The sequence below is a fragment of the Pseudomonas sp. GW821-FHT04D07 genome, from assembly GCF_059420225.1.
Window position 1 is genome coordinate 217,768 of the sequence record NZ_JBWKTH010000002.1, and the last position, 26,031, is coordinate 243,798.

Consider the following 26,031-nt stretch of genomic DNA (forward strand, 5'->3'; position numbering starts at 1 on the left):
CCCCCCCCCCCCCCCCCCCCCCCCCCCCCCCCCCCCCCCCCCCCCCCCCCCCCCCCCCCCCCCCACAAGGTCGGCAGTGTTCTCAAGTTCCCGCAGGCACTAGGCAACCGCCTGGGCCCGACGCTTTTCCGCCAACCGGCTGCGGCCGTACAACACCACAACCGCCAGCAACGCCAGCGCCTGAGCCCCTAGCGAGTAGGCGTCGGCATGAATCCCCAACCAGTCGAATTCAAAGAACGCCAGCGGCCGCGTGCCGAAGATCCCGGCTTCCTGCAACGCCTTGACCCCGTGTCCGGCAAACACCACGGACAAGGCACAGAGCAACCCGGCATTGATCCCGAAGAACAACGCCAGCGGCAGCTTCGCCGAACCACGCAGGATCACCCAGGCCAGCCCGATCAGCAGCACCAGCGCAGTGGCGGCACCCGCCAGCACGGCGCTGTGCCCCGCGGGACCTGCCTGCAACCAGAGGGTTTCATAGAACAGGATCACTTCGAACAGCTCGCGGTACACCGAGAAAAACGCCAGCAGCGCGAAGCCGAAGCGTCCGCCGCCACTGACCAGGCTGCTCTTGATGTAGTCCTGCCAGGCCGCCGCATGCCGCCGGTCATGCATCCAGACCCCGAGCCAGAGCACCATGACGCTGGCGAACAACGCGGTGAAACCCTCCAGCAACTCACGCTGGGCACCACTGACATCGATCAGGTAAGCCGCCGCCGCCCAGGTCAGCAACCCAGCGAACAGCGCCAGGCCCCAGCCGACGTGCACGCTGCGCACCGCCGACTGCTGGCCGGTATTGCGCAGGAAGGCCAGTACCGCCGCCAGGACCAGAATGGCTTCCAGGCCTTCGCGCAGCAGAATCAGCAACCCGGAAATAAAGCTCAACGATTGACTCAGGCCGTCGTTGCCCAACAGCTCGGCCGACGCCTTGAGCCTGCCCTTGGCAACATCCAGATGCTGCTCGACCTGCGCCAGCGGCAAACCGTCCTGCAGCGCTTGCCGATAGGCCATCAGCGACTTCTCGGTGTCCTTGCGCACCGTGGCATTGACGTTATCCAGGGAGCTTTCCACCAGCTCGAAGCCTTCCAGGTAGGCCGCAACGGAGAGGTCGTAGGCTTGTTCATGCTCGCCAGAACGGTAGGCCGCCAGGCTCTTGTCCAGGGTCGTAGCGGTGTAGTCGAGCAATTGCCCCGGACCACGCTTGACCTGTGGCGGTTGGGCGCGCTGGGCGCGGAAGGTGACGGCCGCCTCCGGGTCTTCGGCGGTCTGTACTTCAGCTGGCGTCGAGCGGGCCAGGTCGGCCAGGTTGTAGGTTTTCCCGCCGTTGGCCGCGACCGGGGTGGCACTGAATCCGGCGATGTAGGTCGCCAGGTCCCAACGCTGACGCTCATCCAGTTGGTCGGCAAAGGCCGGCATATCGGTGCCTTCGACCCCCAGCCCCAAGGTGGTGTAGATCGCGTAGAGGCTCAGCCGATCCAGGCGCGCCGCATCCCGCAGGTTGGCAGGCGGTGGCGTCAGGCCGACACCGGCCGGGCCATCGCCGGCCCCCGCGTCACCGTGACATACCGAACAGTGCTGGGCATAGAGCGGCGCCCCACGGCTCGGGTCCGGGGTAATGATCGGCGCCTGACTGACCTCATAGGCCAGCGCCAGCTTCGCCCCCAGTTGCCGAGCCTGGCGGGCAACGCTTTCACCTTCTTCCCGGGTGCTCACGGCGGCCTGCAAACGCTCGATGCCCTGCACCAGCCCGGCCTTCTCCGGCTTGGCCGGCAACGCAGCGACCAGACCTTGCAGGACCTTGATGAACTCCAGTTGCTCGCGGTATTCGGCGTCGTCGACCACCTGGCCCGCCTGCACCGTGGGCGGGTAATCCGCGCCGATATAGTCAAGCAGGTGCAGGGCCTGGGGAGCGCCCTCCACGGTTTCGGCCAGCAGGTTGAAGCTGCAGAGAGCGAACAGCGGCAGCATCAGCCACGCCAGGAAACGAGAGGGTACAGTCATGGAAAGCCTAAATCTAAATGCGAAGTAACACATTGTTCACTCTCAATCCCTTTGGCTCAACCCTGAGCGGCCCGATTCGGCAATGTTTTGATCGAGGTCAGGCATCCTGAAGCCGAAAAGCGCCCCTCGGTGACAGGCAGGAGTGTGGCGGGTCAGTGATGGCATTGTAGTATTCACCAGCGCTATCGCCGGCACGCCAGCTCCCACCGACTCCGTTGGGTGTCAGATGCCTTGCGTTAACGCTCATCACCCGCTCACCGGCCACGGCAAGACAAGGAACGACACCCGATGCCCTCCCGCCTTTTACTCACGCTGCTCTCCTCTGCCCTGCTCTTGAGCGGCTGCGGGCTGCTTCACAACTACGACCGGGAACTCCAGGCCACCAACGAGCAGTTGATCTCGGGCAACGTCGATGGCGCGCTGCAGTTGCTGGAGCAACACAACCCCTGGGACGACAAGGAACTGCTCTATTACCTGGAAAAAGGCGAACTGCTGCGGGCCAAGGGCGATCTGTCCCGCAGCCAGGAGGCCTGGCGCGCAGCGGACCAGCAGGTGTCCCAGTACGAAGCAGGGCCCCAGGTCGTCGCCACTCTGAAGTCCCTGGGGCTCGACCAGATCCTCGGCATCGGACTCGTCGGCGACAAGTTTCATCGCTACGAGGGCTATGACTACGAGAAGGTCATGCTGACCACGCAAATGGCCCTCAACCAGCTGGCCCGAAACGACTTCGAGGGTGCCCGCGTCGATATCAAGAAAAGCCACGAACGCGAAGCCCTCATCGCCACGCAGCGCGACAAGCAATACCTGGCGGTCGAAGACCAGGCCAAGGCCAAAGGTATCAAGCTGCACTACAAGGACCTGCAGGGTTACCCGGTGACGACCCTCGATTCGCCGCAGGTCATTGCCCTGAAAAACGGCTACCAGAGTGCGTTCAGCCATTACCTCGCCGGCTTCGTCTATGAAGCCCTGGGCGAACGCGACCTCGCCGCGCCGGGTTACCGCCAGGCCATCGAGCTACGGCCCAATACGCCGCTACTGGAAAAAGCCCTGTCCAACCTGGGCAAGCCCGCTGACACCGCCCCTGACAGTGACGTACTGGTCATCGTCCAGACCGGCCTGGCACCGGCGCTCATTTCCTTGCGCGTGCCCCTTCAGGTGCAAACAGAGGACGGACAGGTGATCACCGTGAACCAGCCCTTTCCGGCGCTGGTAGCCGACAGCTCGACGGCGCACCTCAAGCAGATCAGCGTGGATGGCAAGCCACAATCGTTGACCCTGCTCAACAGTACGGCCGACATGTCATTGCGTACCCTGCACGACGACATGCCCGCGATCATCGCCTTCGCCCTTTCGAGCGCGCGCTTCAATGCCGAACTGCAGGCCCAGGACAACAAACGCAAGCCGGCAAAAGCCTCATCGGTTTACCAGGGTTTCACTGGCGACTCCGACACCCGCACCTGGCGCACCCTGCCGGACAACACCCAGGTCGCGCGCCTGCGCCTCAAGCCCGGCACGCATAAATTGCTGTTGTCGCATGTCCCGGGCGCGCTGCCGGTGAGCGTCAATATCGAGCATCCCTTCCAGGTGGTCAGCCTGCGGGTCATCGGCAAGCGGATCTTCCTCCTGCCCGGATGATCCTAAAAAGCCATTACATAGCCAATGGCCACGGTTATACTGGCGCGCCCTCGTTATTGCGATAGGGCATTAAAAGCTCCTCGATTCATGAGGAATTGGCAGGGTAGCCACTTTCCCTCTCAATGGGTCCATCTCAGCCCGACCAGCATGCTCGGCTGATTTTTTCATCAGGGAAGATCCCATGGCATCCCGTGCCCTCCTCTCGTTCGCCCTCGGCGCCGCGACCTTGCTGTCCGGCTGTTCGATCATGCGCAGCTACGACACTGAACTGACGCAAACCAACCAGCAACTGGCCTCGGGCAATGTCGATGGCGCGCTGACCCTGCTGGAAAAGAACAACAGCGATGCCGACAAGGACCTGCTGTATTTCTTCGAAAAAGGCGAGTTGCTGCAGGCCAAGGGTGACTTGGCCGGTAGCCAGAAAGCCTGGGGCAGCGCCGATCAGATGGTCGGTCAGTGGGAAGACGCGGTGAAACTGGACAGTGCCAAGTACCTCGCCCAGTTCGGCAGTTTCCTGGTCAACGACAAGGTCCGTCGCTATGAAGGTTATGACTACGAAAAAGTCATGCTGACCACCCAGATGGCGCTGAACCAGCTTGCTCTGAATGATTTCGACGGCGCGCGCATCGCGATCAAGAAAACCCACGAGCGCGAAGCGGTGATCGCCGACCTGCGCGACAAGCAATACCTCAAGAGTGAAACCGAGGCCGACCAGCAGGGCATCAAGACCCAGTACAAGGACCTCAAGGGTTATCCGGTGGCCAGCCTCGACGCCCCGGACGTGGTCGGCCTGAAGAACAGCTACCAGAGTGCGTTCAGCCACTACCTGGCCGGTTTCGTCTACGAAGCCATCGGCGAGAAAGACCTCGCCGCGCCCGGTTATCGCCAGGCCGTCGAACTGCGCCCGAACACGCCGCTGCTGGAGCAGGCGCTGGTCAATCTCGACAAGCCCGCGGGCAAGGATGACGACAGCGATATCCTGATTGTCGTGCAGAGCGGCCTGGCACCGTCCCGTGCCTCCATCAGCATCCCGCTGCCCCTACCGATCGACCACAATCTGGTCATCACCCCGCTGTCGTTCCCGATCATCCAGGCCGACACTTCGACGGCCACCTTTGCCCAGATCGGCGTGGACGGCCAGCCGCAGAACCTGACCCTGCTCAACAGCACCAGCGCCATGTCCCGCCGCGCCCTGCGTGACGACATGCCGGGGATCATCCTGCGCACCAGCGTCCGGGCCATCAGCCGCGGCGCGGTGCAGGCGAAGCTGAACCAGACCAACCCCCTGGCCGGTCTGGCCGTGGGCATCACCTCCGCGGTCCTCGAAGGCGCCGACACCCGAACCTGGCGGACCCTGCCGGACACCACCCAGGTCGTGCGCCTGCGCCTGAAAAAGGGTGAGCACCAGGTCACCCTGCCTAACGCTCTCGGCGGCTCACGCGTAGCGTTCACGGTCGACCACCGCTACCAGGTGATCAGCCTGCGCGCCGTCGGCAACCAGGTGTTCACCAGCGGTGTAGCCACCGCGCGGATGGCGGATGCCGGACCGACGGCCGTGGCCAGCCTCAAACAACCTTGAACAAAGGAGTCTCGTGCATGCGTTTCAAACTGACTGCTGCTGTCGCTCTGGCCTTGCTGGCCGGGTGCGCCACCCCACCGCCGCCACCTCCGGCCCCCGGTAGCGCGGCGAGCAAGATCGTCGCCATGGGCGAAATGGAAAACATCGAGGTCGGGGCCATCCGCGTCGCCCGGGAAAACGGCTTTCTGACCGTCAAGGTGCAACTGAGCAACACCCGCACCAAGAACAAGATGATGTATTACCGTTTCGCCTGGTTGGGCAACGACGGTTTCCCGGTAGCCGACGACGAAGTCTGGAAGACCTTGAACCTGTATGGCGCCCAGAGCACCTTTCTGCCGGCCATTGCTCCGACGCCCAAGGCCACCGATTTCCGTCTTGAAGTCAAAACCCCCTGAGTCGACGCCGCCCTCTCGCGTCCTTTTGAAGAGAATCATGCCATGTTTGCACGCCTGTCCCTCCTTGCCGTCGTCGCCCTGCTGGCCAGCGGCTGCGCCAACAACACCTCGCCCGTACTGGGCGGGAAGAACATCAGCTACGGCGACACCAAGGCCGTGGAACTGGTGACCAACGAGTTTGGCTCCACCGACCTGCAGACGATCGCCGAGTCCATGACTCGTTCCCTGGCCCAGTCCGGTGTCCTGCAAGGGCGTCCAGTGGTGCAGGTCTATGACGTGAAGAACAAGACCAGCGAGTACATCGATACCCGCGAGATCACCACCTCGATCAAGACCCAGTTGATGAAGAGCGGCACCGCCCGTTTCGCCAGCGACAACACCGAGATGCAAAGCCAGGTCGACCAGTTGAAGCTGCAGAACCAGAGCGGCCTGTACAAGAAGAATACCGTCAGCAAGACCGGCAACATGATCGCCGCCAAGTACCGCCTGGAAGGCTCGATCAGCTCGATCGTCAAGCGCAGCAGCGACTACAAGGACGTGTTCTACAAGTTCAGCTTGCAACTGATCGACGTCGAAAGCGGCCTGGCCGAATGGATGGACGAAAAAGAGATCCGCAAAACCACGGAGCGTTAAACAATGCGTGCATGGATTGGCATGATCGGCCTGGTCTGCGCCTTCGGCGTCCAGGCCGCGCCAAAGGTGGCGGTGGCGGACCTGGCGTACCAGGCGAAGGTGGAACAGTACATCCACACTATTTCGGCGCGGGACAACCAGCAGCAGAGTTACTACGGCGCCAGTGGCTCGTCGAGCTACGACGAGTACGAAAGCCGCAGCAGCTATATCGAGCAAGGCGAGTTGCGCCGGTTCACTGGCGATATCAAGGGCGAGATTCTGCGCAGCGGGATGTTCCAGCTGGTCCAGGGCACGCCCTATACCGCCAGTTCCAAGGGTGATGTCTACGACGTCATCAAGCGGATCAAGGGCGGCAGCTTCAAGGGCGCCGACTTCGTGCTGTTCGGTACCGTGTCGGACATCGACTTCACCCAGGACATCAACGAGCTGGCCAATACCGACAGCTACTCGGCGGTACTGGGGCTGACCCTGGTCGGCGATTTCAGCCTGATCAATACCCGCACCTACGAGATCACCTCGGCGTTCACCGCCATGGGCGAAGGCCAGGACACCAAGCTGGTCAACAGCCGGGATGTCCACGTGTCGCTGAACCGGCCGCGGGTGGTGCGCGATGTGTCCAAGGCGCTGGGCGAGGATGTGGCGCGACAGTTGAGCCTGCAGTTGGGTGGGCCGGACATGGGCCCGGGTTCAGCGCCGCCGCTGCGCAACAACCTGCCGCCGGATGAGGCGCCTCGGGTTCTGCACTGATCCGAGACCGCGTGAGCGTTCATCGCCGGCAAGCCAGCTCCTACAGGTCCGTGTCGATCACTCCTCTTGAGTACGACGCAAACCCTGTAGGAGCCGGCTTGCCGGCGATAGCGTCCGTTCAGGCAATGATTAACTTCAGGTCGTCGCCTTGTGCAAGGTCGCCAGAAACCCCGCCGCGCCGACAAACAAACCGGCAAAGGTGCGGTTCATCCGGCGCTGCTGCTTGGGCGTGCGCAACAGACGCAGGACCTTGGCCGCCAGGCCCGTGTAACCGGCCATGACAATCATGTCGACGGCGATCATGGTCACGCCGAGGATCAGGTACTGATGCACCAGCGGTGCATGTGGATCGATGAACTGCGGCAGCACCGCCAGCATGAAGACCAGAGCCTTGGGGTTGCTGACGTTCACCAGGAATCCACGGAACATCAAGGTCAGCGGCTTGCCGACCGGGCGAATCGTGGACTCTTCGGCCATGTTGCTGGGCAACGCACGCCATTGCTTGACCGCGAGGTACACCAGGTAGACCACGCCGAACCACTTGATGGCATAGAAGGCCGAGGAAGAGGTCGCCAGGATCGCCCCAACGCCCGCGGCAATCACCGCGATCTGCGCCGCCAGGCCCAGTTGCAGGCCAAGAGCATTCCAGTAGCCACGCAGGAAACCGTATTGCAGGCCGCTGGACATCGAGGCGATGGCGCCAGCACCTGGGGATAGGCTGATGACCCAGCACGCGGCAAAAAAGGCCAGCCATGTCTCAAGCAGCATCATGCACCTCGGATATAGAGAGTTGTTACAAACCTCTAAGCTAATCCGTGGGCGTGAAATTGACTATCGTTTTTTGTCGGACAGACAGCCCACAAACGAACACCGCGCTGCGTGGGAGCCGGCTTGCTGGCGATGACAGCCGATCAGGCGATGCAAGGCTCACTGACCTCATCGCCGGCAAGCCAGCGCCTACAAGGATGCGGTGTTTTCAAGAGCGCATCAGGACAGCGCTTCCAGCTCCGCCTGCATGCTTTCCAGCAGTTCCAGAGCTTCCATCCACGCCTCTTCCAGCTGGGACTCGCGCACTTTCAACTTAGCCTGTTCGGCCAGCAGATCACGTAGCTCATCCTTGCGCGCCGCCTCGTAGACCGCGCTGTCACCCAGGCTCGCCTCGATCTTCGCCAGCTTCTCGTGCAGCTTGCCCAACTCGGCTTCAAGCTTGTCGGCTTCACGCTTGTGCGGCGCCAGCTGCTGACGCAACGCGGCGGCCTGCTGGCGCTGAGCTTTCTTGTCGGTCTTGTCGAGATTGACCGGGGTGTTGCTCACCGGCGCATTGCGCTGGCGGTACTCGACCAGCCAGCGCGCGTAGTCTTCCAGATCGCCGTCGAACTCTTCGACCTTGCCGTCGGCCACCAGGTAGAAATTATCCGTGGTGCTCTTGAGCAGATGACGGTCGTGAGAGACCACCAGCACCGCGCCGCTGAATTCCTGCAAGGCCATGGTCAGCGCCAGGCGCATTTCCAGGTCAAGGTGGTTGGTCGGTTCGTCGAGCAACAACAGGTTCGGCCGTTCCCAGGCGATCAAGGCCAACGCCAGGCGGGCCTTCTCACCACCGGAGAAGTTCAGCACCGGTTCGTCGATGCGCGCGCCACGGAAGTCGAAACCACCGAGGAAGTCGCGCAGGGTCTGCTCACGCTCGGTCGGCGCCAGACGCTGCAGGTGCAGCAACGGGCTGGCCTTGGAGTCCAGCGAGTCGAGCTGGTGCTGGGCAAAGTAGCCGACCACGGTGTTTTCACCGCGGGTCATCCGTCCCGCCAACGGCGACAGCTCGCCGGCAAGGTTCTTGATCAGCGTCGACTTGCCCGCGCCGTTGGGGCCGAGCAGGCCGATCCGCGCGCCCGGAGTCAGCTGCAGCTTGACCTTCTCCAGGACGGTCTTGTCGCCATAACCCAGGCGCGCGTCGGACAGGTCGAGCAACGGGCTGGAGATCTTCTGCGACTCGCGGAACACAAAGTCGAACGGCGAATCGACGTGGGCCGCGGACAGCTCTTCCATCCGTTCCAGGGCCTTGATCCGGCTCTGGGCCTGGCGGGCCTTGGTGGCCTGGGCCTTGAAGCGGGCGATGTAGCTTTCCATGTGCGCACGCTGCGCCTGCTGTTTCTCGTAGGCCTGTTGCTGCTGGGCCAGACGCTCGGCGCGGGCGCGCTCGAAGGCGGTGTAGCCACCGCGATAGAGGGTGATCTTGCGCTGGTCGACATGGGCCACGTGATCGACCACTTCATCGAGGAAGTCACGGTCGTGGGAGATCAGCAACAAGGTACCGGGGTAACTTTTGAGCCAGTCTTCCAGCCAGATGATCGCGTCGAGGTCCAAGTGGTTGGTCGGCTCATCGAGCAGCAACAGGTCCGACGGGCACATCAGCGCCTGCGCCAGGTTCAGGCGCATCCGCCAACCACCGGAGAAGGCCGAGACCTGATGGTCCATCTGCTCATTGGTGAAACCGAGACCCGCCAGCAGCTTGCGCGCGCGCGCATCGGCGGTGTAGCCATCGGCGCTGTCGAGCTCCGAGTGCAGACGGGCCTGGGCGGCACCGTCATGGGCCGCTTCGGCCGCCGCCAGGTCGTGTTGCACCTGGCGCAGGCGCACGTCACCATCGAGCACGTAGTCGACCGCCAGGCGTTCGAGGGTATCGACCTCCTGGCGCATGTGGGCGATACGCCAATCGGCCGGCAAGAAGCAATCACCCGAGTCCGGGTGCAGCTCGCCCCGCAGCAGGGCGAACAGGCTGGATTTGCCGGCGCCGTTGGCACCGATCAGGCCGGCTTTGTGGCCGGCGTGCAGGGTCAGCTCGGCGTCTTCTAGCAGACGTTGCGGGCCACGCTGTAAAGTCAGGTTCTGAAGTCGAATCATAATGGCGGCGGAGTCTACCAGCTTCCCTCGCAACTGGCGCGGATCTCACCATGCATGCTGACCTGTGGACGTTTTCCCTGAACACCTACGCCAAACCCGGCGTTGAACAGACCTGTCTGGCGCTACAGGCGCAGGGGGCGAATGTCTGCCTGCTGCTCTGCGCCGCCTGGCTGGGCCAGCGCGGAGTACGCTGCGAGGCTGAGCGCGCGCGGCAATTACAGGCACTCGCCGAGCCCTGGCACAACCAGGTGGTGCAGCCGCTACGACAGTTGCGCAGGCAATGGCGCAACGCGGCCTCGGAGGACGTCGAGCTGAAGGTGCTGAGGGATCAGGTCAAGGCATTGGAACTGGCCGCCGAGCAGCAGCTATTGCAGCGACTGGAAGCGTTGGGGCGGGATTGGCCAGAGGTGGGCGCGGAAGATCTGGCCGCGTGGCTGGAGGCTGTCACCCGCCAGGCCGCACGACTGAATAGCGACGCGCTGCGGCAGCTGCGCGTCGCGGTGAGCCAGGCTTAGGAAGCGCTGCTCGGGGTAACGGCAGGTGCCACAGGCGTTGGCGCAGTCGGAGCAGCTGGAGCAGCTGGAGCAGCGGCTGGCGCGATCTGGGCAGGCGCTGCCGGCTTGGCGGCGCTCACAGCAGGCTTTACGGCCGCTGGCTTTGCGGCGGCAGGCTTGGCAGCGGCCGGTTTAGCAGCAACAGGTTTTGCGGCGGGCTTGGCGGCGGCTGGTTTGGCAGCGGCAGCTTTTGCAGCAGGCTTGGCGGCAGCCGGTTTAGCAGCAACAGGTTTTGCGGCTGGCTTGGCGGCAGCTGGTTTGGCAGCGGCAGCTTTTGCGGCTGGCTTGGCGGCAGCCGGTTTAGCAGCAACAGGTTTTGCGGCTGGCTTGGCGGCAGCGGGCTTGGCAGCGACAACTTTTGCAGCAGGCTTGGCGGCAGCTGGTTTAGCAGCAGCAGCTTTTGCAGCAGGCTTGACGGCAGCTGGTTTGGCAGCGGCAACTTTTGCAGCAGGCTTGGCGGCAGCTGGTTTGGCAGCGGCAGCTTTTGCAGCAGGCTTGGCGGCGGCTGGTTTGGCAGCAGCAACTTTTGCAGCAGGCTTGGCGGCAACCGCTTTAGCAGCGACTGGCTTGGCAACGCGAGTCGACAGCGCCTTGGTGACAGCCTCTTTCACACGACCAACACCCTGGGCCAGTTTCAGGCTTTCCTGGGCATCGCGCTTGAGTTGCAGGATGTAGCCACGGGTGTCCGACTGGCTGGCTTTCAGCTTGTCCAGCAACTCTTCGAGCTCACCGACCGCGCTCTTGGCCTTGGCTTGTGCCTTGGCTTTTCCGGCAGTCGCCGAGTCCTGCAATTTGGTGCGAGCCTTGTGCAATTTTTCCTGGGCTTTACCGCGTTGCTTTTCCAATTTGGCGAGCAGTTTTTCAGCATCAGCCAAGGCTTGGGTGCAGGCAGTTTCCAGATGTTCGAGCAGGCTGCCCGACAACTGTTGGAGCAAATGCAACGGAGTATTTACGGGCTTCTTGGTGGCCGACATGGTGTACCTCCTGACTGACGTGAATGCGGCTCATACTAGCCCTCTGGGACTACCGCCGCTAGGGCATGTTGACAGTATCGAAGGGCCTGCGTTGCATGCGCTGAAAAATGCTTCTTCAACAACCCGCTCGGAGCACTGGCATAATCCCCAACACCTGAGGTCGGAGAGTGCTTATGCCGCGTTATTTTCTGCTGTCACTGTGTGTTTTCTGGCCGCTTGCGCAAGCCGCGCCAGAGGTCGAGAACGACGACGCTCACGACCTCGCCTACAGCCTCGGCGCCAGCCTCGGCGAGCGTCTGCGCCAGGATGCTCCGGACCTGCAGATCAAGGCTTTGCTCGACGGTTTGAAGCAGGCTTACCAGGGCAAGCCGCTGGCCTTGAAGGACGAACGCATTCAACAGATTCTCGCCGCTCACGATGCCCAGGTCGCTCAAGAGGCGGCCAAACCACAGAGCGAAACTGCCCTGGAAGCCGAGCGAAAATTCCTCGTTGAAGAGAAGACCAAACCCGGCGTCCAGGAATTGGCCGACGGTATCCTGATGACCGAACTGACCCCCGGCAGCGGCGAAAAAGTCGCGGCCAACGGCAAGGTCCAGGTGCGCTACGTCGGACGCCTGCCCAATGGCACGGTGTTCGATCAGAACCGACAGCCGCAGTGGTTTCGCCTGGACAGTGTGATCAATGGCTGGCGCACGGCTTTGCCACAGATGCCCGTCGGTGCGAAATGGCGCCTGGTACTGCCCTCGGCACAGGCCTATGGCGCGGACGGTGCCGGCGACCTTATCGCGCCTTACACACCGCTGGTGTTCGAGATCGAGCTGCTCGGCGTGGCCAGCTGACAGGCGCCGCCACAATGAAAAACGGTGCGCCTGAGCGCACCGTTTTCATGTGTAGCGATCGGCATCAGGCCTGGGCTTCAGCCTTTTCCTTGTGGGCCGTATGCAGCACTTCGATCAGGCAGTCTTCCAGCTCGAAGCGCTCGTGAAGCAAGCCGCCCAGCTCCTGGAACTTATGCGCCACGCACTGGCCTTCGTCGCACAGATCGTTAAAGGCCAGCAGCTTCTCGGTAATGACATCGATACGCGGGTAGATCGTCTCGGCCAGTTCCAAGCCGCGCTGGTCGCCAAAGGCCTTGGCCTCGCCGGTCAGCTGCTCGTAGATTTCAAAATGGCCAGCCGACACATAATCCACCAGCAGACCGCAGAACTCCTGCAAGGGCCCGGGATTCTGCGCCAGGGCACCCGGCTCGGCACCGAGGGCATCGTAGGCCCGCACGAGCTCGTGACGCTCCTTCAGCCAGCGATCAATCAGCAGGTGCACTCCACCCCAGCGTTCCTGAGCATTCCGACAACTTTCGAGCATGGTGATCTCTTCCCTTCTGGGTCATGCCGACCGATGCCCCGAGCACCTCGAGGCTCCTGACTTGGCCAAACAGAACAGCTGATTGCAATAACGCGATGCGGGCCAGATTATGCCCGCTCGACACCTGCTTCAAGGTACGCAGGAGAGAAAGTTCATACAAGTGTTTAATCCGGAGCTCGACTGCCGGTTACTTCTGCGTCCCACCCGCCACCGAATCCGGCCCCGCCAGCTGATAGATCATCAGTAGGCTCATGCCTACGAAAGCCAGCAGGCTCCACTCGGGAATGCTCAAGTCGAAGAGGGTCCACTGGATCTGCGCGCACTCGGCCGTGGCCCGGAACATCAGCTTGAACGCCTCGAGGGGCGGTACTTGCTGGATCAGGCAATGCAGGTCGGGCTGGCAGATCATCAACTGCTCGGCCGGCACGCGCTGCAGCAAGACCTGTCGCGCCGCCGTGGCGGCACCGGCCAGGGCCAGCAACAGACTCAGGCCGCCATAGATCCAACGGCCGATGCGACCCGGACCGTGCAACATCGCCGTCAGGCAGACCAGGCAGAACCCGGCGAGAAAGAAACGCTGGACGATACACAGTGAACAAGGCTCCAGCCCGGTCACACGCTCCAGGTACAGCGACGCCCCCATGACCAGGGCACCTGTCAACAAGGCCAGGGAGAATAGAGAACGTGAGCGGGCCAAGAACATGGCTTATCCGTAACAGGAGAGACAGGCAGTTACGGTAGAGGAAAGCCCTTGGCCCTTTCAAGGCGAGCCAGAGCAGACAATTCCTTAAGCCTGTAAGGAATTACCGACGGACATCCTATGAAACCATTAATCCAACAGTAGGAATCAGACTTCGCCAGGGAAAGGGAAGCATCCCGACACGCAAAGACGGGATGCCTGCAACCGCACCCCGTCCCCTTCACACCGGCAGTGGCGAGGCCAGCAAACGCTTGTCCAACAGGCCCAGGCCTTCCTGGAACAACTGGTTGCTGCGCTCGGTGTCACCCAGCTGGGCGAGCAATCGCGCCAGCTCCGCACAGGCTTCAGGATGGCGCTGCACCCGCAGGCTGCTTTCCAGGTAGTCGCGGGCCTTGCCCCACAGACTGTTTTGCAGACTCAGGCGCCCGAGTGTCAGCAACAGGCTGGCATCCTCCGGATGGTCTTTCAACCAGCCTTCCGCGGTCTGCAACTGCCGGGCCGGGTCACGCCCGCGCAACAAGCCGTACAAACGTGCCAGATGGCTGTCGTACTGGCGCTTGAGCGCCTCACGCAGTGCTTCTTCGGCCTGGATGTCGGCACCGAGCTGACGCAACTGCTCGGCATAGGCCAGCACCAATGGCGGCTCCTGGCGCTGCGCCGAACTCAATTGTTGCCAGGCCCGATCCAGCGCGTGCAGACCCGCTTCGCCCTCTTCGCGCTGGGCCGCCAAGCTCAGGTTCTCACCCCAGGCACGGCGCTCCAGCTCGGCCAATTCAGCCTTTGCCAGCACCTTGTCCTTGCGCAACTCCGGCAACAGGCGGATCAGCGCCGGCCAGTCGCCGCGCTGCTGATACAGGCGCTGCAACTGACGCAGGACCTGGATGCTGTGGGGATGGCGCTCATGCATGGCTTGCAGGGTATTCAGCGCCCCGTCGCTGTCGCCACGGTCCACTTGCAACTGCGCGTGACTGAGGGCAATCGCCAACTCGGCCTGGGGCTGGCGGTCGAGGGCACGTTCCAGCAGGCTGTCGCATTCCTCGTACTTGCCTTGCTCATTGGCGGCCCGCGCCGCGCCGAGGTAGTACAGCAGCGGCTGGCGCTCAGCTTCGGCGGCCCGCTGCAAATGGCGCTGGGCACTGGCCCAACGGCCTTCGGCCAGGTCCATCTGGCCCTGCTCGATGGCGATTTGGGTACGCCGGCTGCGATTGCGCCGCGACCAGGGATTGGCCACCGAGCCCGACGTGGTCACCAACACCACCAGGAATTTCACCAGCCACAGCACCAGCCATGCCAGCAGCAGCACGGCCAGGAAGGCCCACAGGCTCGACTCGTAACGGAAGCTGTCATAGGCGATCAGGACGTAGCCCGCGTGCCGCGAGATCGCATAGCCAAGGCCCGCCGCAATGGCGACGACCAGCAACAGGATCAGGAAGAAACGCTTCATGGGCTGGTCTCCTCGGCCGGGGTCGCGCTCGGGCTGACCGGGGTCTCGATCTCGACATGCCGCCGCTCGAGATAGGCCTGCACCGCCGCCAGGGTCCCGGCCAGATCAGGCGTGAGCACGGTCACCGGCTGCTTGCTCAGCTCGGCCAGGCGCTCGATCATGATCTTGCTCTGCGGGTTGTCCACATTGAAACTGCCGGTCAGCACGTCGCGGGCCTCGGTCAAGGCCTGGGTGTAGACCCCGGCCTGACCGTTCAACGCGGCCCATTGGGCCTGCTCCAGGGCCAGGCTGAGGGCCAGGCGGACCTGCGCCAGGCTCTGCCCGGCCAGCAACGGCCGGATGTTCTTGTTGGCGTTGAAGTCGATACGGATATAGCGCGAAATCTCATCCCACCATACGGCCCAACGGCTGGCGCCATCGCCGTCGGCAGTCAGGCCAAGCAAGGAATCGCCGCGATCCTTGTACTCCGGCGCCAGCTCGTTGAGCAGGGGCAGTTGGTCGCGCAAGGCACCCAGTTGCAGGAACAGGCCGGTGCGATCCGGTTGCGCGGTGCTGCGCAACGCCGCGAGGCTCTTGGCCACCTGCTCGCGGGCGGCAAAGGAGCCCGGGTCGTTCTGTTCACGCAGGATATCGTCGGCACCCTGCACCAGGGCCAGGGCGCTGGTGATGTCCTGCAAGGCCGACAAGCGCAGGCTGGCCAGGCGCAGCAGGTGCTCGGCCTCGGCCAGGCGCCAGTCCTTGCGGCTGGCCCCCAGCACGCTCTCCAGCCGCTGGCTCAGGCGCTGTTGATCACCCTGCAGCTGCGTTACCAGGCGTCGGCGCTCCTCCAGTTCGGCAGCCCCCGGCAACTGGTCCAGGCGCGAGGCCAACTGCTGTTCGCTCAGCTTGAGGGACTGAGCCTGGTTGCCCAGGTCTTGCATCTGCCCGGTCTGCTGTTGATGGTTGGCTTGCAGGTTGCGCACCTGCCAGACACCCCAGCCGCCCGCCGCCGCGCCAGCGGCGCCGAGCAACAGGGCGAGGAGCGCCAGGCCATTACCACGGCGCGCCACTGGCGCCACCGGCGGTTGAACCGGGGTATCGACCACCGGCTGGGCTTGTTCTTTCGGCAAGGCTGTTTCGCTCACGTGTCCATCCTTTGCATTCTAGAGAGCGGGTACGGGATGCTCCCGCAACGCCGCTAGCAAAGCCGTGGCGCTGGCACCACGACAATCCACCACATATTGGGCCCCCGCGGCGCGCGCCATCTCGGCCACCCGCGGGCTTGGAACAAACAACGGCAGGCGCGCCAGCTCCGGCCAGGCTGTCGCCGCCAGTTGGTGCAGGTGCTCAAAACCCTGCCCACTGCTGACCACCAGGGCGTTCAGGTGTTCCGCCGCGACACGCTGGGCGAGGATACCCGCGGCGTACTCGGGCAAACGCCGCCGGTACAACTCAAGGTAGTCGACACTAGCACCCTGGCTCCGCAAACGCTCGGCCAGCAGCTCGCGTCCGCCCTCGCCACGCAGGATCAATACCCGCGGCTCGGGGCGCGCCAGCGCCTGTTGCAACGCCGGTAAGGCGAGCAAGGCCTCACTGTCGTCGCCCTCGCCCGGATAAGCAACCTCGAGGCCGTAATCGGCGAGGATCCGCGCGGTCGCGGCGCCGACCGTGAACCATGGCAGGAACGGCGGCTGCGGCCAATACTGGTCCACCAGCTCGACCGCCAGGCGCGCCGCCGGCTTGCTGACCACGATCACTGCATGGTAGTGGGCCAGATCGTAGATCATCGCCCGCCCGGCACCGTCGAGAGGCAAGGGCTCGATGTCCAGCAACGGCAGGCTGCTGCTGAACACCCCGGCAGCCGCCAAGGCGCTCGCCAACTCGGCCGATTCTGACGCCGGCCGAGTCAACAACAGGCGCCAACCACTCACTCTTCGCCAGCCTCGCCGTAGACCGCCTGGAGAATCGCATCCGCGCCCTGGGCCAGCAGCGCTTGCGCAACCTGCACGCCGAGGGCCTGGGCATCGCCTCGCGGTGCCCGGGCATCGGCGCTGAGCAACAGGCCGCCCTTGGGATCACCGACCAGTCCGCGCAGCCAGATCTGCTCGCCTTCCAGCACCGCGTAACAGGCAATCGGCACCTGGCAACCACCATTCAAATGCTTGTTCAAGGCGCGCTCGGCGGTGACCCGCACGGCGGTATCGGCATGGTGCAACGGCGCCAGCAGCGCATGGATCTCAGCGTCGGCGCTGCGGCACTCGATGCCCACCGCGCCCTGGCCACCAGCCGGCAGGCTGTCTTCGACACTGATGGCCGAGGTGATACGGTCTTCAAAGCCAAGACGGATCAGGCCGGCCGCGGCGAGGATAATCGCGTCATATTCGCCGGCGTCCAGCTTGGCCAGGCGGGTATTGACGTTGCCGCGCAGGAAACGGATCTGCAGGTCGGGCCGGCGGGTCAGCAGTTGCGCCTGGCGGCGCAGGCTTGAGGTGCCGACCACGCTGCCGGCCGGCAGCTCGTCAAGACTGGCGAAGGTATTGGAAACGAAAGCATCGCGCGGGTCTTCGCGCTCGCAGATGCAGAACAGGCCGAGCCCTTCGGGAAAATCCATCGGCACGTCTTTCATCGAATGCACGGCGATGTCGGCCTCATGCTCGAGCAGCGCGGTTTCCAATTCCTTGACGAACAGCCCCTTGCCGCCGATTTTCGACAGCGGCGAGTCGAGCAGCTTGTCGCCGCGACTGACCATGGGCACGAGGATGACCGACAAACCGGGATGAGCCTGTTCCAGGCGGGCCTTGACGTATTCGGCCTGCCACAGGGCCAGCGCGCTTTTACGGGTAGCGATGCGGATTTCGCGAGAAGACATGGATCGATCCGTACTGAATAGATACGGCAGATAATAACAGCTCGGCCCGGCCCGCTTTGACTTGTATCAGCCAATAAGCGGCCTCCCTGGCCTGGATATACCGGGTTGACGGTACCTTGCGCCTCGCGCAAGGCACGAACTAAAGCTGTTGCATCATCTTGCGCACGCCGGCGACATGGCGTCGACTGACGATCAGCGCTTCACCGCCCAGGCCCTTGAGGAACAGCTGGAAATGCCCCAACGGCGTGCGTTGCAGGCGCTCGATGCGTTCGCGGGCCACCAGGGCGTTGCGATGAATACGCACAAAGCGGTCGCCGAACTCGTCTTCCAGGGCCTTTAACGGCTCGTCCAGCAGCACCTCGCCACCCTCGTGGCGCAAGGTCACGTACTTGTGGTCGGCGATGAAGTAGATCACCTGGTCCAGCGGAATCAGCTCGATGCCCTTGCGGGTACGGGCGCTGATATGCGTGCGCGGACCGCTGCCGGATTCGGCGGCGGGGCGTGTCAGGGCCGCCAGTTGCACGCGATTGGGACGCTCGGCCTTCTTCAGCGCTTCGAGCAGGTGCTCGGCGCGCACGGGCTTGACCAGGTAACCCACGGCGCTGACCTGGAAAGCCTCCAGGGCAAACTCGTCATGGGCGGTGCAGAACACCACGGCGGGCGGTGCCTCGCGCTCGCACAACCGCGCCGCTACTTGCAGGCCGTCGAGGCCGGGCATGCGGATATCGAGCAGGACCACATCGGGCCTGAGGCTGTCGATCAGGGACAATGCCTCTTCGCCATTGGTGGCGCTGGGCTCCAGGACACTGTAACCCTCGAGTTCGCCGAGCAAACGGCTCAGGCGCTCGCGGGCCAGGGGTTCGTCATCAACGATCAGGACATTCATATTGCACTGGATTCCTGCGTGAGTCTCGCACAAGGATAGCGCAGACAGGTGAAGTGACGACCGTCACGGCGATCCACGCTAAGACTAGCGCGAGGCCCGAAAAGTGCCGTAAGTCGAGCACCGATATTTGCCAGTGCCGATTGAGTACCGCTCGACACCAGCCGCGGTGCGGCATCGTCGTAGGGATTGCTGATACACAATATGAACTCTCCCTCTTTGTAGTCGGCTTCGACCCTGACCACGCCGCCTTCGATGCGCGGTGCGATGCCGTAGATCAGAGCGTTTTCCAACAGTGGTTGCAAGGTTAATTGCGGGATCGGCAAATCCTCTGGAATTGTGCCCACCCTCCAGTCCAACTGTAGACGGTTGCCAAGACGATATTGCTCAATCGACAAATATCGTTGCGCTAATTCCAGCTCGTCACGCCATGACAGCAAGTTGCCGGGTTTGGCCAGGCTGGCGCGGAACAGGTCGGACAGATCCAGCACGGCCTGCTCGGCCTGGCGCGGATCGCTCGCCACCAGGCTGACGATGCTGTTCAGGCTGTTGAACAGAAAGTGCGGGCGGATCCTCGCCTGCAAGGCCTCGATCCGCGCCTGCAACTCCGCCTGCTGTTGGCGACGCCACTGACTCTGCAAGTAAAAGTAGCGCAACATCAGGGCCGACATAATGAGGCTGATCAAGCCATGGCGCAGATAGCGCCCGGCCGTGCCCCCGGCCGAGGGCGGACCGGCCAGGGCGAAATACTCGGTCAGGCCGGTGCAGGCCAGACTCAGCCCGACCACCAGGGCACAGCACAACACGCCGGCCAGCCCCGGGCGCAAGCGCGCCAGCCAGGCCCGCGCGCCACACAACAACGCCGCCGACAACAGCACGAGCCACTGCACATACAAGGAGGTCAGTGCCAGACGCACCCAGTCGAAACCGACGGGCATCGGTTCGGCCAGCACCAGCACCATCACCAGCAACTCGGCCAGCACCACCAGCACCAGCAGCGCCTCGGGCAGGCAGAGTTCCGGGAGGAAGAATTCCTGGGTCGCGGGCGCATCACGCCCCTCGTTCGATCGTGAAATAGGCATGAGCCCAGTCTCTGCGCCCGCGCCCACGTCGACAAGCCGTTCGACAGATTCGGTCGAAATATAATCCGCCAGTAGCGCAAACCCATCTTGTGGGCGCTGGCCGGCTGACGGGCATAGACGCAACCCTGTTATGATCGGCGACGACTTTTCCGGCAACCCACTTTCAGCAGATCACGAGCGAATCCATGAGCACCGACAAGACCAATCAGTCCTGGGGCGGCCGCTTCAGTGAACCCGTCGACGCCTTCGTCGCACGCTTCACCGCCTCCGTCACGTTCGACCAGCGCCTCTATCGCCACGACATCATGGGCTCCATCGCCCACGCCACGATGCTGGCCAAGGTCGGCGTACTGACCGATGCCGAACGCGACAGCATCGTCGCGGGCCTGACCACCATCCAGGGCGAAATCGAGGCCGGTAACTTCGACTGGCGCGTGGACCTGGAAGACGTGCACATGAATATCGAAGCGCGCCTGACCGACCGCATCGGCGTCACCGGCAAGAAGCTGCACACCGGGCGCAGCCGCAACGACCAGGTGGCCACCGATATCCGCCTGTGGCTGCGCGACGAAATCGACCTGATCCTGGCTGAAATCACCCGCCTGCAAAAAGGCCTGCTGGAACAGGCCGAGCGCGAATCCGGCAGCATCATGCCCGGCTTCACCCACCTGCAGACCGCCCAGCCGGTGACCTTCGGGCACCATATGCTGGCCTGGTTCGAAATGCTCAGCCGCGACTACGAGCGCCTGGTCGACTGCCGCAAGCGCACCAACCGCATGCCCCTGGGCAGCGCAGCGCTGGCCGGCACCACCTACCCGATCGACCGTGAATATACCGCCCAACTGCTGGGTTTCGACGCGGTCGGCGGCAACTCCCTGGACAACGTCTCGGATCGTGACTTCGCCATCGAGTTCTGCTCGGCGGCCAGCATCGCGATGATGCACCTGTCGCGTTTCTCCGAAGAGCTGGTGCTGTGGACCAGCGCGCAGTTCCAGTTCATCGACCTGCCGGACCGCTTCTGCACCGGCAGCTCGATCATGCCCCAGAAGAAGAACCCGGACGTGCCGGAGCTGGTACGCGGCAAGACCGGCCGGGTGTTCGGCGCGCTGATGGGCCTGCTGACCCTGATGAAGGGCCAACCGCTGGCCTACAACAAGGACAACCAGGAAGACAAGGAACCGCTGTTCGACGCCGCCGACACCCTGCGCGATTCGCTGCGGGCGTTTGCCGACATGATCCCGGCGATCAAACCCAAGCACGCCATCATGCGCGAAGCGGCGCTGCGTGGTTTCTCCACCGCGACCGACCTGGCGGACTACCTGGTGCGGCGCGGCCTGCCGTTCCGTGATTGCCACGAGATCGTCGGCCATGCGGTGAAATACGGCGTGGAAACCGGCAAGGACCTGGCGGAAATGAGCCTGGAAGAATTACGCAAGTTCAGCGACCAGATCGATGAAGACGTGTTTGCGGTGTTGACCCTGGAAGGTTCAGTCAATGCCCGCAACCATATCGGCGGGACGGCACCGGCACAGGTGAAGTTGGCCGTTGCGCGCGGCCAGGCGTTGCTCGCCAGCCGCTGATCCCTGTGCAGGAGCCGGCTTGCCGGCGATGAGGCCTGCAAGCCTTGCATTAATCTTGCGGGCGCCATCGCCAGCAAGCCGGCTCCCACAGAACCGTGTGTCACCGCGAGATACCGTCGGGCCCCGCTCCTTGTAGGAGCCGGCTTGCCGGCGATGGCGCCCTGATGAGCGCCACAAAACTATTTCTTGGCCGCAATCATCGCCAGGAACGCCGGCATCCCCGCGTCCTTGTCCGCGGCGATCCGCTGCACATTCGGCCATTGCTGCAAGCGTTCGAGCAGCGCCCTGGCCTCAGGCATCCCCTCCAGCAAATCGATCCCGAACAGCTTCTGACCGACCGCGCAGGCCAGGTCGACGCTGTAGAGAAAGTAGATATCCGCCACGCTGAACTCGCTGCCCGCCACATAAGGACCGAACGTGCCATGACGCTTGAGCGAGGCGAAGCCCAGCAGCAATTCGGCCCGGGTCTTTTCCTTGATCGCCTCCGGCACCGGCATCCCGAAGAAAGCTTCAGCGAACGACGCCCGCGCCGGCAACTCGATGTACAACTCGATTTCCTTGGCCAGCGCCAACACCCGGGCACGCTGGAAGGGATCGGCCGGCAACAGCTTCGGCCCCGGCTGGGTGTCATCCAGATAGGGCAGGATCACCGCGGTTTCGTTGATAAACCCCTGTTCGACACCTAGCACCGGGACCTTGCCCCGCGGGCTGATCGCCAGGGCCTCCGGGGTCTGCCCGGCATAGAACGGCACTTCCTCGAAAGGCAGGCCCTTTTCCAACAACGCCAGCTTGACCATGTTGTAGTAGTTGCTGACCGCGAATCCATAAAGTTTGAGCATCACAAAGCCTCCAGGCCGTGCAGGGGGTTGGCCCCGGCAGTTATAGAACCTCGAACGACCTCTTGCCAGCAGCATCACGCCCCTGAATGCAGTTAAACTGGTCGCCTTTCCTTGAGGAGTCCGCCATGAGCGAACCAACCGATATCGACAACGACGACGAAGCGTTCGCCGAGAGCACCTTGACCCAGGCCATCGAAAACCAGATCGAGACCGACAATCCGCCAGCAGCCAAGGCAATTTTCAACAAACTGACCCTGGTGGGTTACGAGCGCGAAGAGATCCTCAACCTGATGGCCCATGTGCTGGCGGTGGAGATCGATGCAATGCTCGATGAGGATCGCGCATTCAATACTGAGTGGTACGAGACCGCATTGCGCGCCCTGCCGGAGCTGCCGCCCGAGAATCAGTAAATCCCCTGGATTTGCAGCGCCCCCTGTCTACACTGACAACGCCCCGCCACCACCCGGGTCCGAGGCGCTGTCCCCACCGTCCGCCATACACGCATCGAAGACTGGACAGCGCGCTCAACTGCGATCACCTTAGGGGCGCTGTCGTCCAATAATTCCTAGAAAGTCTGGAGTCCTTATGTCGTATACCCCTGAGTTGGTTGCCGAACTGGAAATCCTTGCACTGTTCAATCTGGACAATTCCCAGGAAGGCCTGAAAATTCATCAGACCGCCGCGCCAAAAGCCATCGCCGCTGCCCAACGCCTGTTCGAGAAAGAGCTGATCACCCAAGCCGACGGCGGTTACCTGACCAGCCTGGGCCGTGACGCAGCCGAGCATGCCCAAGGCCTGCTGACCATCCTGGCCATCAAAGAAGCCGCCTGACCCTTCGCCGCGCCCACGGGATCTCTTCCTGCCGGATCTCGCGGGCGCCGACGACAAAACGCCGAAAAACCGGCGTCAAGAAAAATTCTATTTAAGCGTCCTTGCACTTCGGCGCTAAACTGCCACCCTTGTGACCCCCTTCCTTTCGAGCCCCGCGAGCCGGTTTGAGTTAGACATGACGCGCACCCACGAAATTCGCCCGAACCTGGACGAGGGAATCGATCGCAAAGTCCTCAGCCAACTGCGCGCGCGCTTCCTCAAGCTCAACCAGGGACGCCTGGACCGCGCCCTCGAAGGTCTGTCACCGCGCCAACAGGTGGTGCTGAACCTGTTGCCGCTGTTTTTCCACGTCAATCACCCGCTGCTGCCCGGTTATGTCTCGGGCAGCACCCCGGCCGGGCTATCGCATTACGAGCCCGGCGAACTGGCCCTGGCCGAAGCCCAGCGCCTGACTCGCTCCTTTTCCTACAAGACCCGCCACGGCAATCCGCCGCGGCCGATCCACGGCCTGTTTCTGATGGGCAGCCTCGGCACCCTCGCCCAGGCCGAGCAAAGCGACATGGACATGTGGGTCTGCCACGCCAGCGATCTGAGCCAGGGCGAACTGGCCGAACTGCGCAAGAAATGCCAGTTGCTCGAGGACTGGGCCGCCAGCCAGGGCGCCGAGGCACATTTCTTCCTGATCGACCCAAGCCGCTTCGTGCGCGGCGAGCGCGACACGCAACTGAGCTCGGAAGACTGCGGCACCACCCAGCACTACCTGTTGCTGGACGAGTTCTACCGCACCGCCATCTGGCTCGCCGGGCGCACACCGCTGTGGTGGCTGGTGCCGGTGTACGAGGAACAGCACTACGACCAGTACACCCACACCTTGTTGTCCAAGCGTTTTATCCGCGCCAACGAAACTCTCGATCTCGGTCACCTGGCGCGGATTCCGCCAGGGGAATTCATCGGGGCCGGACTCTGGCAACTGTTCAAGGGCATCGAGTCGCCCTACAAATCGGTGCTCAAGCTGCTGCTGATCGAGGTCTACGCCAGCGAACACCCGCAGGTCGAGTGCCTGAGCCTGCGTTTCAAGCAGGCGGTGTTCGCCAATCACCTGGACCTCGACGAGCTGGACCCCTATATCGTGGTCTACCGGCGCATCGAGGAGTACCTCAAGATCCGCAACGAACCGGAACGCCTGGAACTGGTGCGGCGCAGCCTGTACCTGAAGGTCAACCGCAAGCTCACCGGCCCGAGCGCGCGCAGCACGAGCTGGCAGCGCCGGTTGCTGGAGCGGCTGGCCAGCGAATGGGGCTGGGACCGCCGGCAACTGGCGCTGCTCGACAGCCGCAGCCAATGGAAAGTCCGCCAGGTCAGCGCTGAACGCCGGGCCCTGGTCAATGAGCTCAACTACAGCTACCGCTTCCTGACTCAGTTCGCCCGCACCGAACAGGCGGTCAGCCTGATCAACAAGCGCGACCTCAATGTCCTCGGCCGCCGCCTGTACGCCGCGTTCGAGCGCAAGGCCGGCAAGATCGAGTTCATCAACCCCGGCATCGCCCCGGACTTGGCCGAAGACACCCTCACCCTGGTCCAGTCGCCCAACCGCAAGGAACCGGGGCAATCCCACTGGGGCCTGTACAACGGCAGTCTGAATGCCCTGGAATGGGAAAATTTCGCCCCGATCAAGCGCAGCCGCGAACTGCTGGAACTGCTGACCTGGTGTCATCGCAACGGCGTGATCGACCCTACCACACGCCTGTCGCTGCACCCTGGCAGCAGCGACCTGACCGAGTTCGAACTGTTCAACCTGCTCGGCAGCCTGCAACAGACCCTCGCCCTGCCGCTGGGCAGCGTCAGCGAGGAGCAATTGCTGCGCCCCAGCATCGCCGCCGAAGTGTTGATCCTGGTGAATATCGGCGTGGACCCGCTCAAGCACCACCGCGACCTGAATATCCTGATGACCACCGAGCGCACCGACTCCCTGAGTTACGCCGGGGTCAGGGAAAACCTGGTGCTGACCCTCGATAAGGTCACGCTCAACAGCTGGAACGAAGTGCTGATCAACCGTTACCACGGCCCTCACGCACTGCTCGACTGCGTGCGCGATTACCTCAACCACCTGCCTGTCGGTCGCCCACTGCCGCGGGTGCGGGTGCGCTGCTTCTGCCACAACCGCGCACAGTTTATTGCCCAGCGGGTCGAGGAAGTGCTCAACACCGCCCAGGAACTGTTGCTCGGCAGCCTCAACCATCGTTATCTGGTCCAGGTCCAGCAGCACTATCACGTCCTCGAACTGGTGCAAGGCCAGGTCAAGCATGTCGCCCTGGACAACCTGCCGGCGCTGTTCAACTACCTGAACCAGGACCTGTCTGCCTACAGCCCGCTGTACCTGGACATCCGGGCGATGGAGGAGCACGACCTGGCCCTGGTACTGCCCATGGGCCAGCCTGAATGCGTGCAGGTGTTCTATCGGATCAACGAGACCTACGCCGAACTGTATGTGCTCGACGAGTTCAACGCCCTCTGGCAACAGCGCCTGCCGTTCCACGACGAGCAAAGCCTGCTGGTGCCGCTGCAACGCTTCCTGCAGTCGATTCTCTACCGTCGCGAGGCGTTGATGCCCATGGACACGACACAGCCCGCGGCGGCGCTGGAAACCCTGTACTACCAGTTGCTGCCTTCGGCACCGGGGCGGGCGCGGCGGGTCGAAACCCGGCCGGCGCCACAAACGCCAGTCAACAAACCGTTCTATGACGTCCAGGCGATTGTCGGCAAGGCCGGGACCGATGCGGTCCAGGTCACCTTGTACTGCAATCAGCGGGAATTTTCCGAACTGGAATACGGCGACCAGCTGTTTATCACGGTCGCCCGGGAAATCGTCGGCCAACGCCGGGAAATCGAACGCTACCGCTGCTACATCACCGACCTCGACTTGAGCGCGCTGATCGGTGACGGACAGGGTTCGAGCAATCTCTACCTGCGCTACAAGGCCGAACTGGAAAGCGCACTGAACCTGGCATTGGATCAGGTCTGAGGGCACCCGCGGCGGATGACGGGT

General features: G+C 63.2%; 24 protein-coding genes. 11 read left to right on the top strand and 13 right to left on the bottom strand.

All coding sequences use genetic code 11. From position 1 onward, the window contains the following. Positions 1–99: 99 nt before the first annotated feature. Entirely contained in the window at positions 100–2,001 is a 1,902-nt protein-coding gene (locus tag AC07T0_RS04560; protein ID WP_495000052.1) for an FTR1 family protein, read from the bottom strand. A gap of 288 nt (positions 2,002–2,289) precedes the next feature. On the opposite strand from AC07T0_RS04560, the gene AC07T0_RS04565 reads away from it, so the two are divergent. The 5 genes from AC07T0_RS04565 (at position 2,290) to AC07T0_RS04585 (ending at position 6,990) form a co-directional block, all read left to right on the top strand. Further along, positions 2,290–3,636 (top strand): COG3014 family protein, encoded by a 1,347-nt coding sequence (locus AC07T0_RS04565; RefSeq protein ID WP_495000053.1) that lies wholly within the window; start codon positions 2,290–2,292, stop codon positions 3,634–3,636. Between the two features lie 181 nt (positions 3,637–3,817). After that, a complete protein-coding gene (locus AC07T0_RS04570) occupies positions 3,818–5,215 on the top strand; it encodes a COG3014 family protein (RefSeq protein ID WP_495000054.1) in 1,398 nt (465 codons plus the stop codon). A gap of 17 nt (positions 5,216–5,232) precedes the next feature. Further along, entirely contained in the window at positions 5,233–5,610 is a 378-nt protein-coding gene (locus tag AC07T0_RS04575; protein ID WP_495000055.1) for a YcfL family putative periplasmic lipoprotein, read from the top strand. Positions 5,611–5,652: 42 nt separating this feature from the next. Continuing rightward, a complete protein-coding gene (gene lpoB / locus AC07T0_RS04580) occupies positions 5,653–6,243 on the top strand; it encodes a penicillin-binding protein activator LpoB (RefSeq protein WP_495000056.1) in 591 nt (196 codons plus the stop codon). 3 nt (positions 6,244–6,246) lie between these two features. Next, a complete protein-coding gene (locus tag AC07T0_RS04585; RefSeq protein WP_495000057.1) occupies positions 6,247–6,990 on the top strand; it encodes a penicillin-binding protein activator LpoB in 744 nt (247 codons plus the stop codon). A 135-nt stretch (positions 6,991–7,125) separates the two neighbouring features. Here the strand turns inward: AC07T0_RS04585 and AC07T0_RS04590 are convergent, their stop codons facing one another. Beyond that, positions 7,126–7,758, bottom strand: a complete 633-nt coding sequence (locus AC07T0_RS04590) for a LysE family transporter (RefSeq protein ID WP_495000058.1) — start codon at positions 7,756–7,758, stop codon at positions 7,126–7,128. A 219-nt stretch (positions 7,759–7,977) separates the two neighbouring features. Beyond that, positions 7,978–9,888: an ATP-binding cassette domain-containing protein gene (locus AC07T0_RS04595; protein WP_495000059.1), complete on the bottom strand. Its 1,911-nt coding sequence runs from the start codon at positions 9,886–9,888 to the stop codon at positions 7,978–7,980. Between the two features lie 50 nt (positions 9,889–9,938). Between AC07T0_RS04595 and AC07T0_RS04600 the strand changes: the two genes are divergently transcribed. Next, positions 9,939–10,403 carry a TIGR02444 family protein gene (locus tag AC07T0_RS04600; RefSeq protein ID WP_495000060.1) on the top strand — a complete coding sequence of 155 codons (465 nt, stop codon included), beginning with the start codon at positions 9,939–9,941 and terminating at the stop codon, positions 10,401–10,403. On the opposite strand, the gene AC07T0_RS04605 is transcribed toward AC07T0_RS04600, so the two are convergent. After that, complete coding sequence (locus AC07T0_RS04605; protein WP_495000061.1) at positions 10,400–11,416, bottom strand: AlgP family protein; 1,017 nt, start codon at positions 11,414–11,416, stop codon at positions 10,400–10,402. The genes AC07T0_RS04600 and AC07T0_RS04605 overlap by 4 nt on opposite strands. Before the next feature lie 173 nt (positions 11,417–11,589). Between AC07T0_RS04605 and AC07T0_RS04610 the strand changes: the two genes are divergently transcribed. Next, the gene (locus tag AC07T0_RS04610; protein ID WP_495000062.1) at positions 11,590–12,255 is read left to right on the top strand and encodes an FKBP-type peptidyl-prolyl cis-trans isomerase; all 666 of its coding nucleotides are present in this window, start codon (positions 11,590–11,592) and stop codon (positions 12,253–12,255) included. Positions 12,256–12,319: 64 nt separating this feature from the next. On the opposite strand, the gene rsd is transcribed toward AC07T0_RS04610, so the two are convergent. The 8 genes from rsd to AC07T0_RS04650 form a co-directional block, all read right to left on the bottom strand. Next, entirely contained in the window at positions 12,320–12,778 is a 459-nt protein-coding gene (rsd, locus tag AC07T0_RS04615; protein WP_495000063.1) for a sigma D regulator, read from the bottom strand. Between the two features lie 187 nt (positions 12,779–12,965). Then, positions 12,966–13,481, bottom strand: coding sequence for a disulfide bond formation protein B (locus tag AC07T0_RS04620; protein ID WP_495000064.1), 516 nt, complete (start codon positions 13,479–13,481; stop codon positions 12,966–12,968). Positions 13,482–13,698: 217 nt separating this feature from the next. After that, on the bottom strand, positions 13,699–14,922 hold the full coding sequence (locus AC07T0_RS04625) for a heme biosynthesis HemY N-terminal domain-containing protein (RefSeq protein WP_495000065.1): 1,224 nt from the start codon (positions 14,920–14,922) through the stop codon (positions 13,699–13,701). Then, entirely contained in the window at positions 14,919–16,046 is a 1,128-nt protein-coding gene (locus AC07T0_RS04630) for a uroporphyrinogen-III C-methyltransferase (protein ID WP_495000066.1), read from the bottom strand. The genes AC07T0_RS04625 and AC07T0_RS04630 overlap by 4 nt, the downstream gene beginning before the upstream one ends. 18 nt (positions 16,047–16,064) lie before the next feature. Next, positions 16,065–16,832 carry a uroporphyrinogen-III synthase gene (locus AC07T0_RS04635; RefSeq protein WP_495000067.1) on the bottom strand — a complete coding sequence of 256 codons (768 nt, stop codon included), beginning with the start codon at positions 16,830–16,832 and terminating at the stop codon, positions 16,065–16,067. Next, positions 16,829–17,770, bottom strand: coding sequence for a hydroxymethylbilane synthase (gene hemC, locus AC07T0_RS04640; protein WP_495000068.1), 942 nt, complete (start codon positions 17,768–17,770; stop codon positions 16,829–16,831). The genes AC07T0_RS04635 and hemC overlap by 4 nt, the downstream gene beginning before the upstream one ends. 139 nt (positions 17,771–17,909) lie before the next feature. Then, entirely contained in the window at positions 17,910–18,656 is a 747-nt protein-coding gene (locus tag AC07T0_RS04645) for a LytR/AlgR family response regulator transcription factor (protein WP_495000069.1), read from the bottom strand. Beyond that, complete coding sequence (locus AC07T0_RS04650; RefSeq protein ID WP_495000070.1) at positions 18,653–19,735, bottom strand: sensor histidine kinase; 1,083 nt, start codon at positions 19,733–19,735, stop codon at positions 18,653–18,655. The genes AC07T0_RS04645 and AC07T0_RS04650 overlap by 4 nt, the downstream gene beginning before the upstream one ends. Positions 19,736–19,920: 185 nt before the next feature. Between AC07T0_RS04650 and argH the strand changes: the two genes are divergently transcribed. Further along, entirely contained in the window at positions 19,921–21,315 is a 1,395-nt protein-coding gene (gene argH / locus AC07T0_RS04655) for an argininosuccinate lyase (protein WP_495000071.1), read from the top strand. A 179-nt stretch (positions 21,316–21,494) separates the two neighbouring features. Here the strand turns inward: argH and AC07T0_RS04660 are convergent, their stop codons facing one another. After that, positions 21,495–22,154: a glutathione S-transferase family protein gene (locus tag AC07T0_RS04660; RefSeq protein WP_495000072.1), complete on the bottom strand. Its 660-nt coding sequence runs from the start codon at positions 22,152–22,154 to the stop codon at positions 21,495–21,497. Positions 22,155–22,279: 125 nt separating this feature from the next. Here AC07T0_RS04660 and AC07T0_RS04665 point away from each other — a divergent pair, with 125 nt between their 5' ends. The 3 genes from AC07T0_RS04665 to AC07T0_RS04675 all read left to right on the top strand — a co-directional run bounded on the left by AC07T0_RS04665 (position 22,280) and on the right by AC07T0_RS04675 (position 26,007). Beyond that, complete coding sequence (locus AC07T0_RS04665; RefSeq protein WP_495000073.1) at positions 22,280–22,564, top strand: hypothetical protein; 285 nt, start codon at positions 22,280–22,282, stop codon at positions 22,562–22,564. A gap of 175 nt (positions 22,565–22,739) precedes the next feature. Continuing rightward, on the top strand, positions 22,740–22,985 hold the full coding sequence (locus AC07T0_RS04670) for a TIGR02647 family protein (protein WP_495000074.1): 246 nt from the start codon (positions 22,740–22,742) through the stop codon (positions 22,983–22,985). A gap of 175 nt (positions 22,986–23,160) precedes the next feature. Further along, a complete protein-coding gene (locus AC07T0_RS04675) occupies positions 23,161–26,007 on the top strand; it encodes a class I adenylate cyclase (protein ID WP_495000075.1) in 2,847 nt (948 codons plus the stop codon). The last annotated feature ends 24 nt before the right edge of the window (positions 26,008–26,031 follow it).

Bases quoted from the DNA above. Each gene is read 5' to 3' on its own strand.
- AC07T0_RS04560 (WP_495000052.1), bottom strand. From the start codon at position 2,001: ATGACTGTACCCTCTCGTTTCCTGGCGTGGCTGATGCTGCCGCTGTTC.
- AC07T0_RS04565 (WP_495000053.1), top strand. From the start codon at position 2,290: ATGCCCTCCCGCCTTTTACTCACGCTGCTCTCCTCTGCCCTGCTCTTG.
- AC07T0_RS04570 (WP_495000054.1), top strand. From the start codon at position 3,818: ATGGCATCCCGTGCCCTCCTCTCGTTCGCCCTCGGCGCCGCGACCTTG.
- AC07T0_RS04575 (WP_495000055.1), top strand. From the start codon at position 5,233: ATGCGTTTCAAACTGACTGCTGCTGTCGCTCTGGCCTTGCTGGCCGGG.
- lpoB (WP_495000056.1), top strand. From the start codon at position 5,653: ATGTTTGCACGCCTGTCCCTCCTTGCCGTCGTCGCCCTGCTGGCCAGC.
- AC07T0_RS04585 (WP_495000057.1), top strand. From the start codon at position 6,247: ATGCGTGCATGGATTGGCATGATCGGCCTGGTCTGCGCCTTCGGCGTC.
- AC07T0_RS04590 (WP_495000058.1), bottom strand. From the start codon at position 7,758: ATGCTGCTTGAGACATGGCTGGCCTTTTTTGCCGCGTGCTGGGTCATC.
- AC07T0_RS04595 (WP_495000059.1), bottom strand. From the start codon at position 9,888: ATGATTCGACTTCAGAACCTGACTTTACAGCGTGGCCCGCAACGTCTG.
- AC07T0_RS04600 (WP_495000060.1), top strand. From the start codon at position 9,939: ATGCATGCTGACCTGTGGACGTTTTCCCTGAACACCTACGCCAAACCC.
- AC07T0_RS04605 (WP_495000061.1), bottom strand. From the start codon at position 11,416: ATGTCGGCCACCAAGAAGCCCGTAAATACTCCGTTGCATTTGCTCCAA.
- AC07T0_RS04610 (WP_495000062.1), top strand. From the start codon at position 11,590: ATGCCGCGTTATTTTCTGCTGTCACTGTGTGTTTTCTGGCCGCTTGCG.
- rsd (WP_495000063.1), bottom strand. From the start codon at position 12,778: ATGCTCGAAAGTTGTCGGAATGCTCAGGAACGCTGGGGTGGAGTGCAC.
- AC07T0_RS04620 (WP_495000064.1), bottom strand. From the start codon at position 13,481: ATGTTCTTGGCCCGCTCACGTTCTCTATTCTCCCTGGCCTTGTTGACA.
- AC07T0_RS04625 (WP_495000065.1), bottom strand. From the start codon at position 14,922: ATGAAGCGTTTCTTCCTGATCCTGTTGCTGGTCGTCGCCATTGCGGCG.
- hemC (WP_495000068.1), bottom strand. From the start codon at position 17,770: ATGTCTTCTCGCGAAATCCGCATCGCTACCCGTAAAAGCGCGCTGGCC.
- AC07T0_RS04645 (WP_495000069.1), bottom strand. From the start codon at position 18,656: ATGAATGTCCTGATCGTTGATGACGAACCCCTGGCCCGCGAGCGCCTG.
- AC07T0_RS04650 (WP_495000070.1), bottom strand. From the start codon at position 19,735: ATGCCTATTTCACGATCGAACGAGGGGCGTGATGCGCCCGCGACCCAG.
- argH (WP_495000071.1), top strand. From the start codon at position 19,921: ATGAGCACCGACAAGACCAATCAGTCCTGGGGCGGCCGCTTCAGTGAA.
- AC07T0_RS04660 (WP_495000072.1), bottom strand. From the start codon at position 22,154: ATGCTCAAACTTTATGGATTCGCGGTCAGCAACTACTACAACATGGTC.
- AC07T0_RS04665 (WP_495000073.1), top strand. From the start codon at position 22,280: ATGAGCGAACCAACCGATATCGACAACGACGACGAAGCGTTCGCCGAG.
- AC07T0_RS04670 (WP_495000074.1), top strand. From the start codon at position 22,740: ATGTCGTATACCCCTGAGTTGGTTGCCGAACTGGAAATCCTTGCACTG.
- AC07T0_RS04675 (WP_495000075.1), top strand. From the start codon at position 23,161: ATGACGCGCACCCACGAAATTCGCCCGAACCTGGACGAGGGAATCGAT.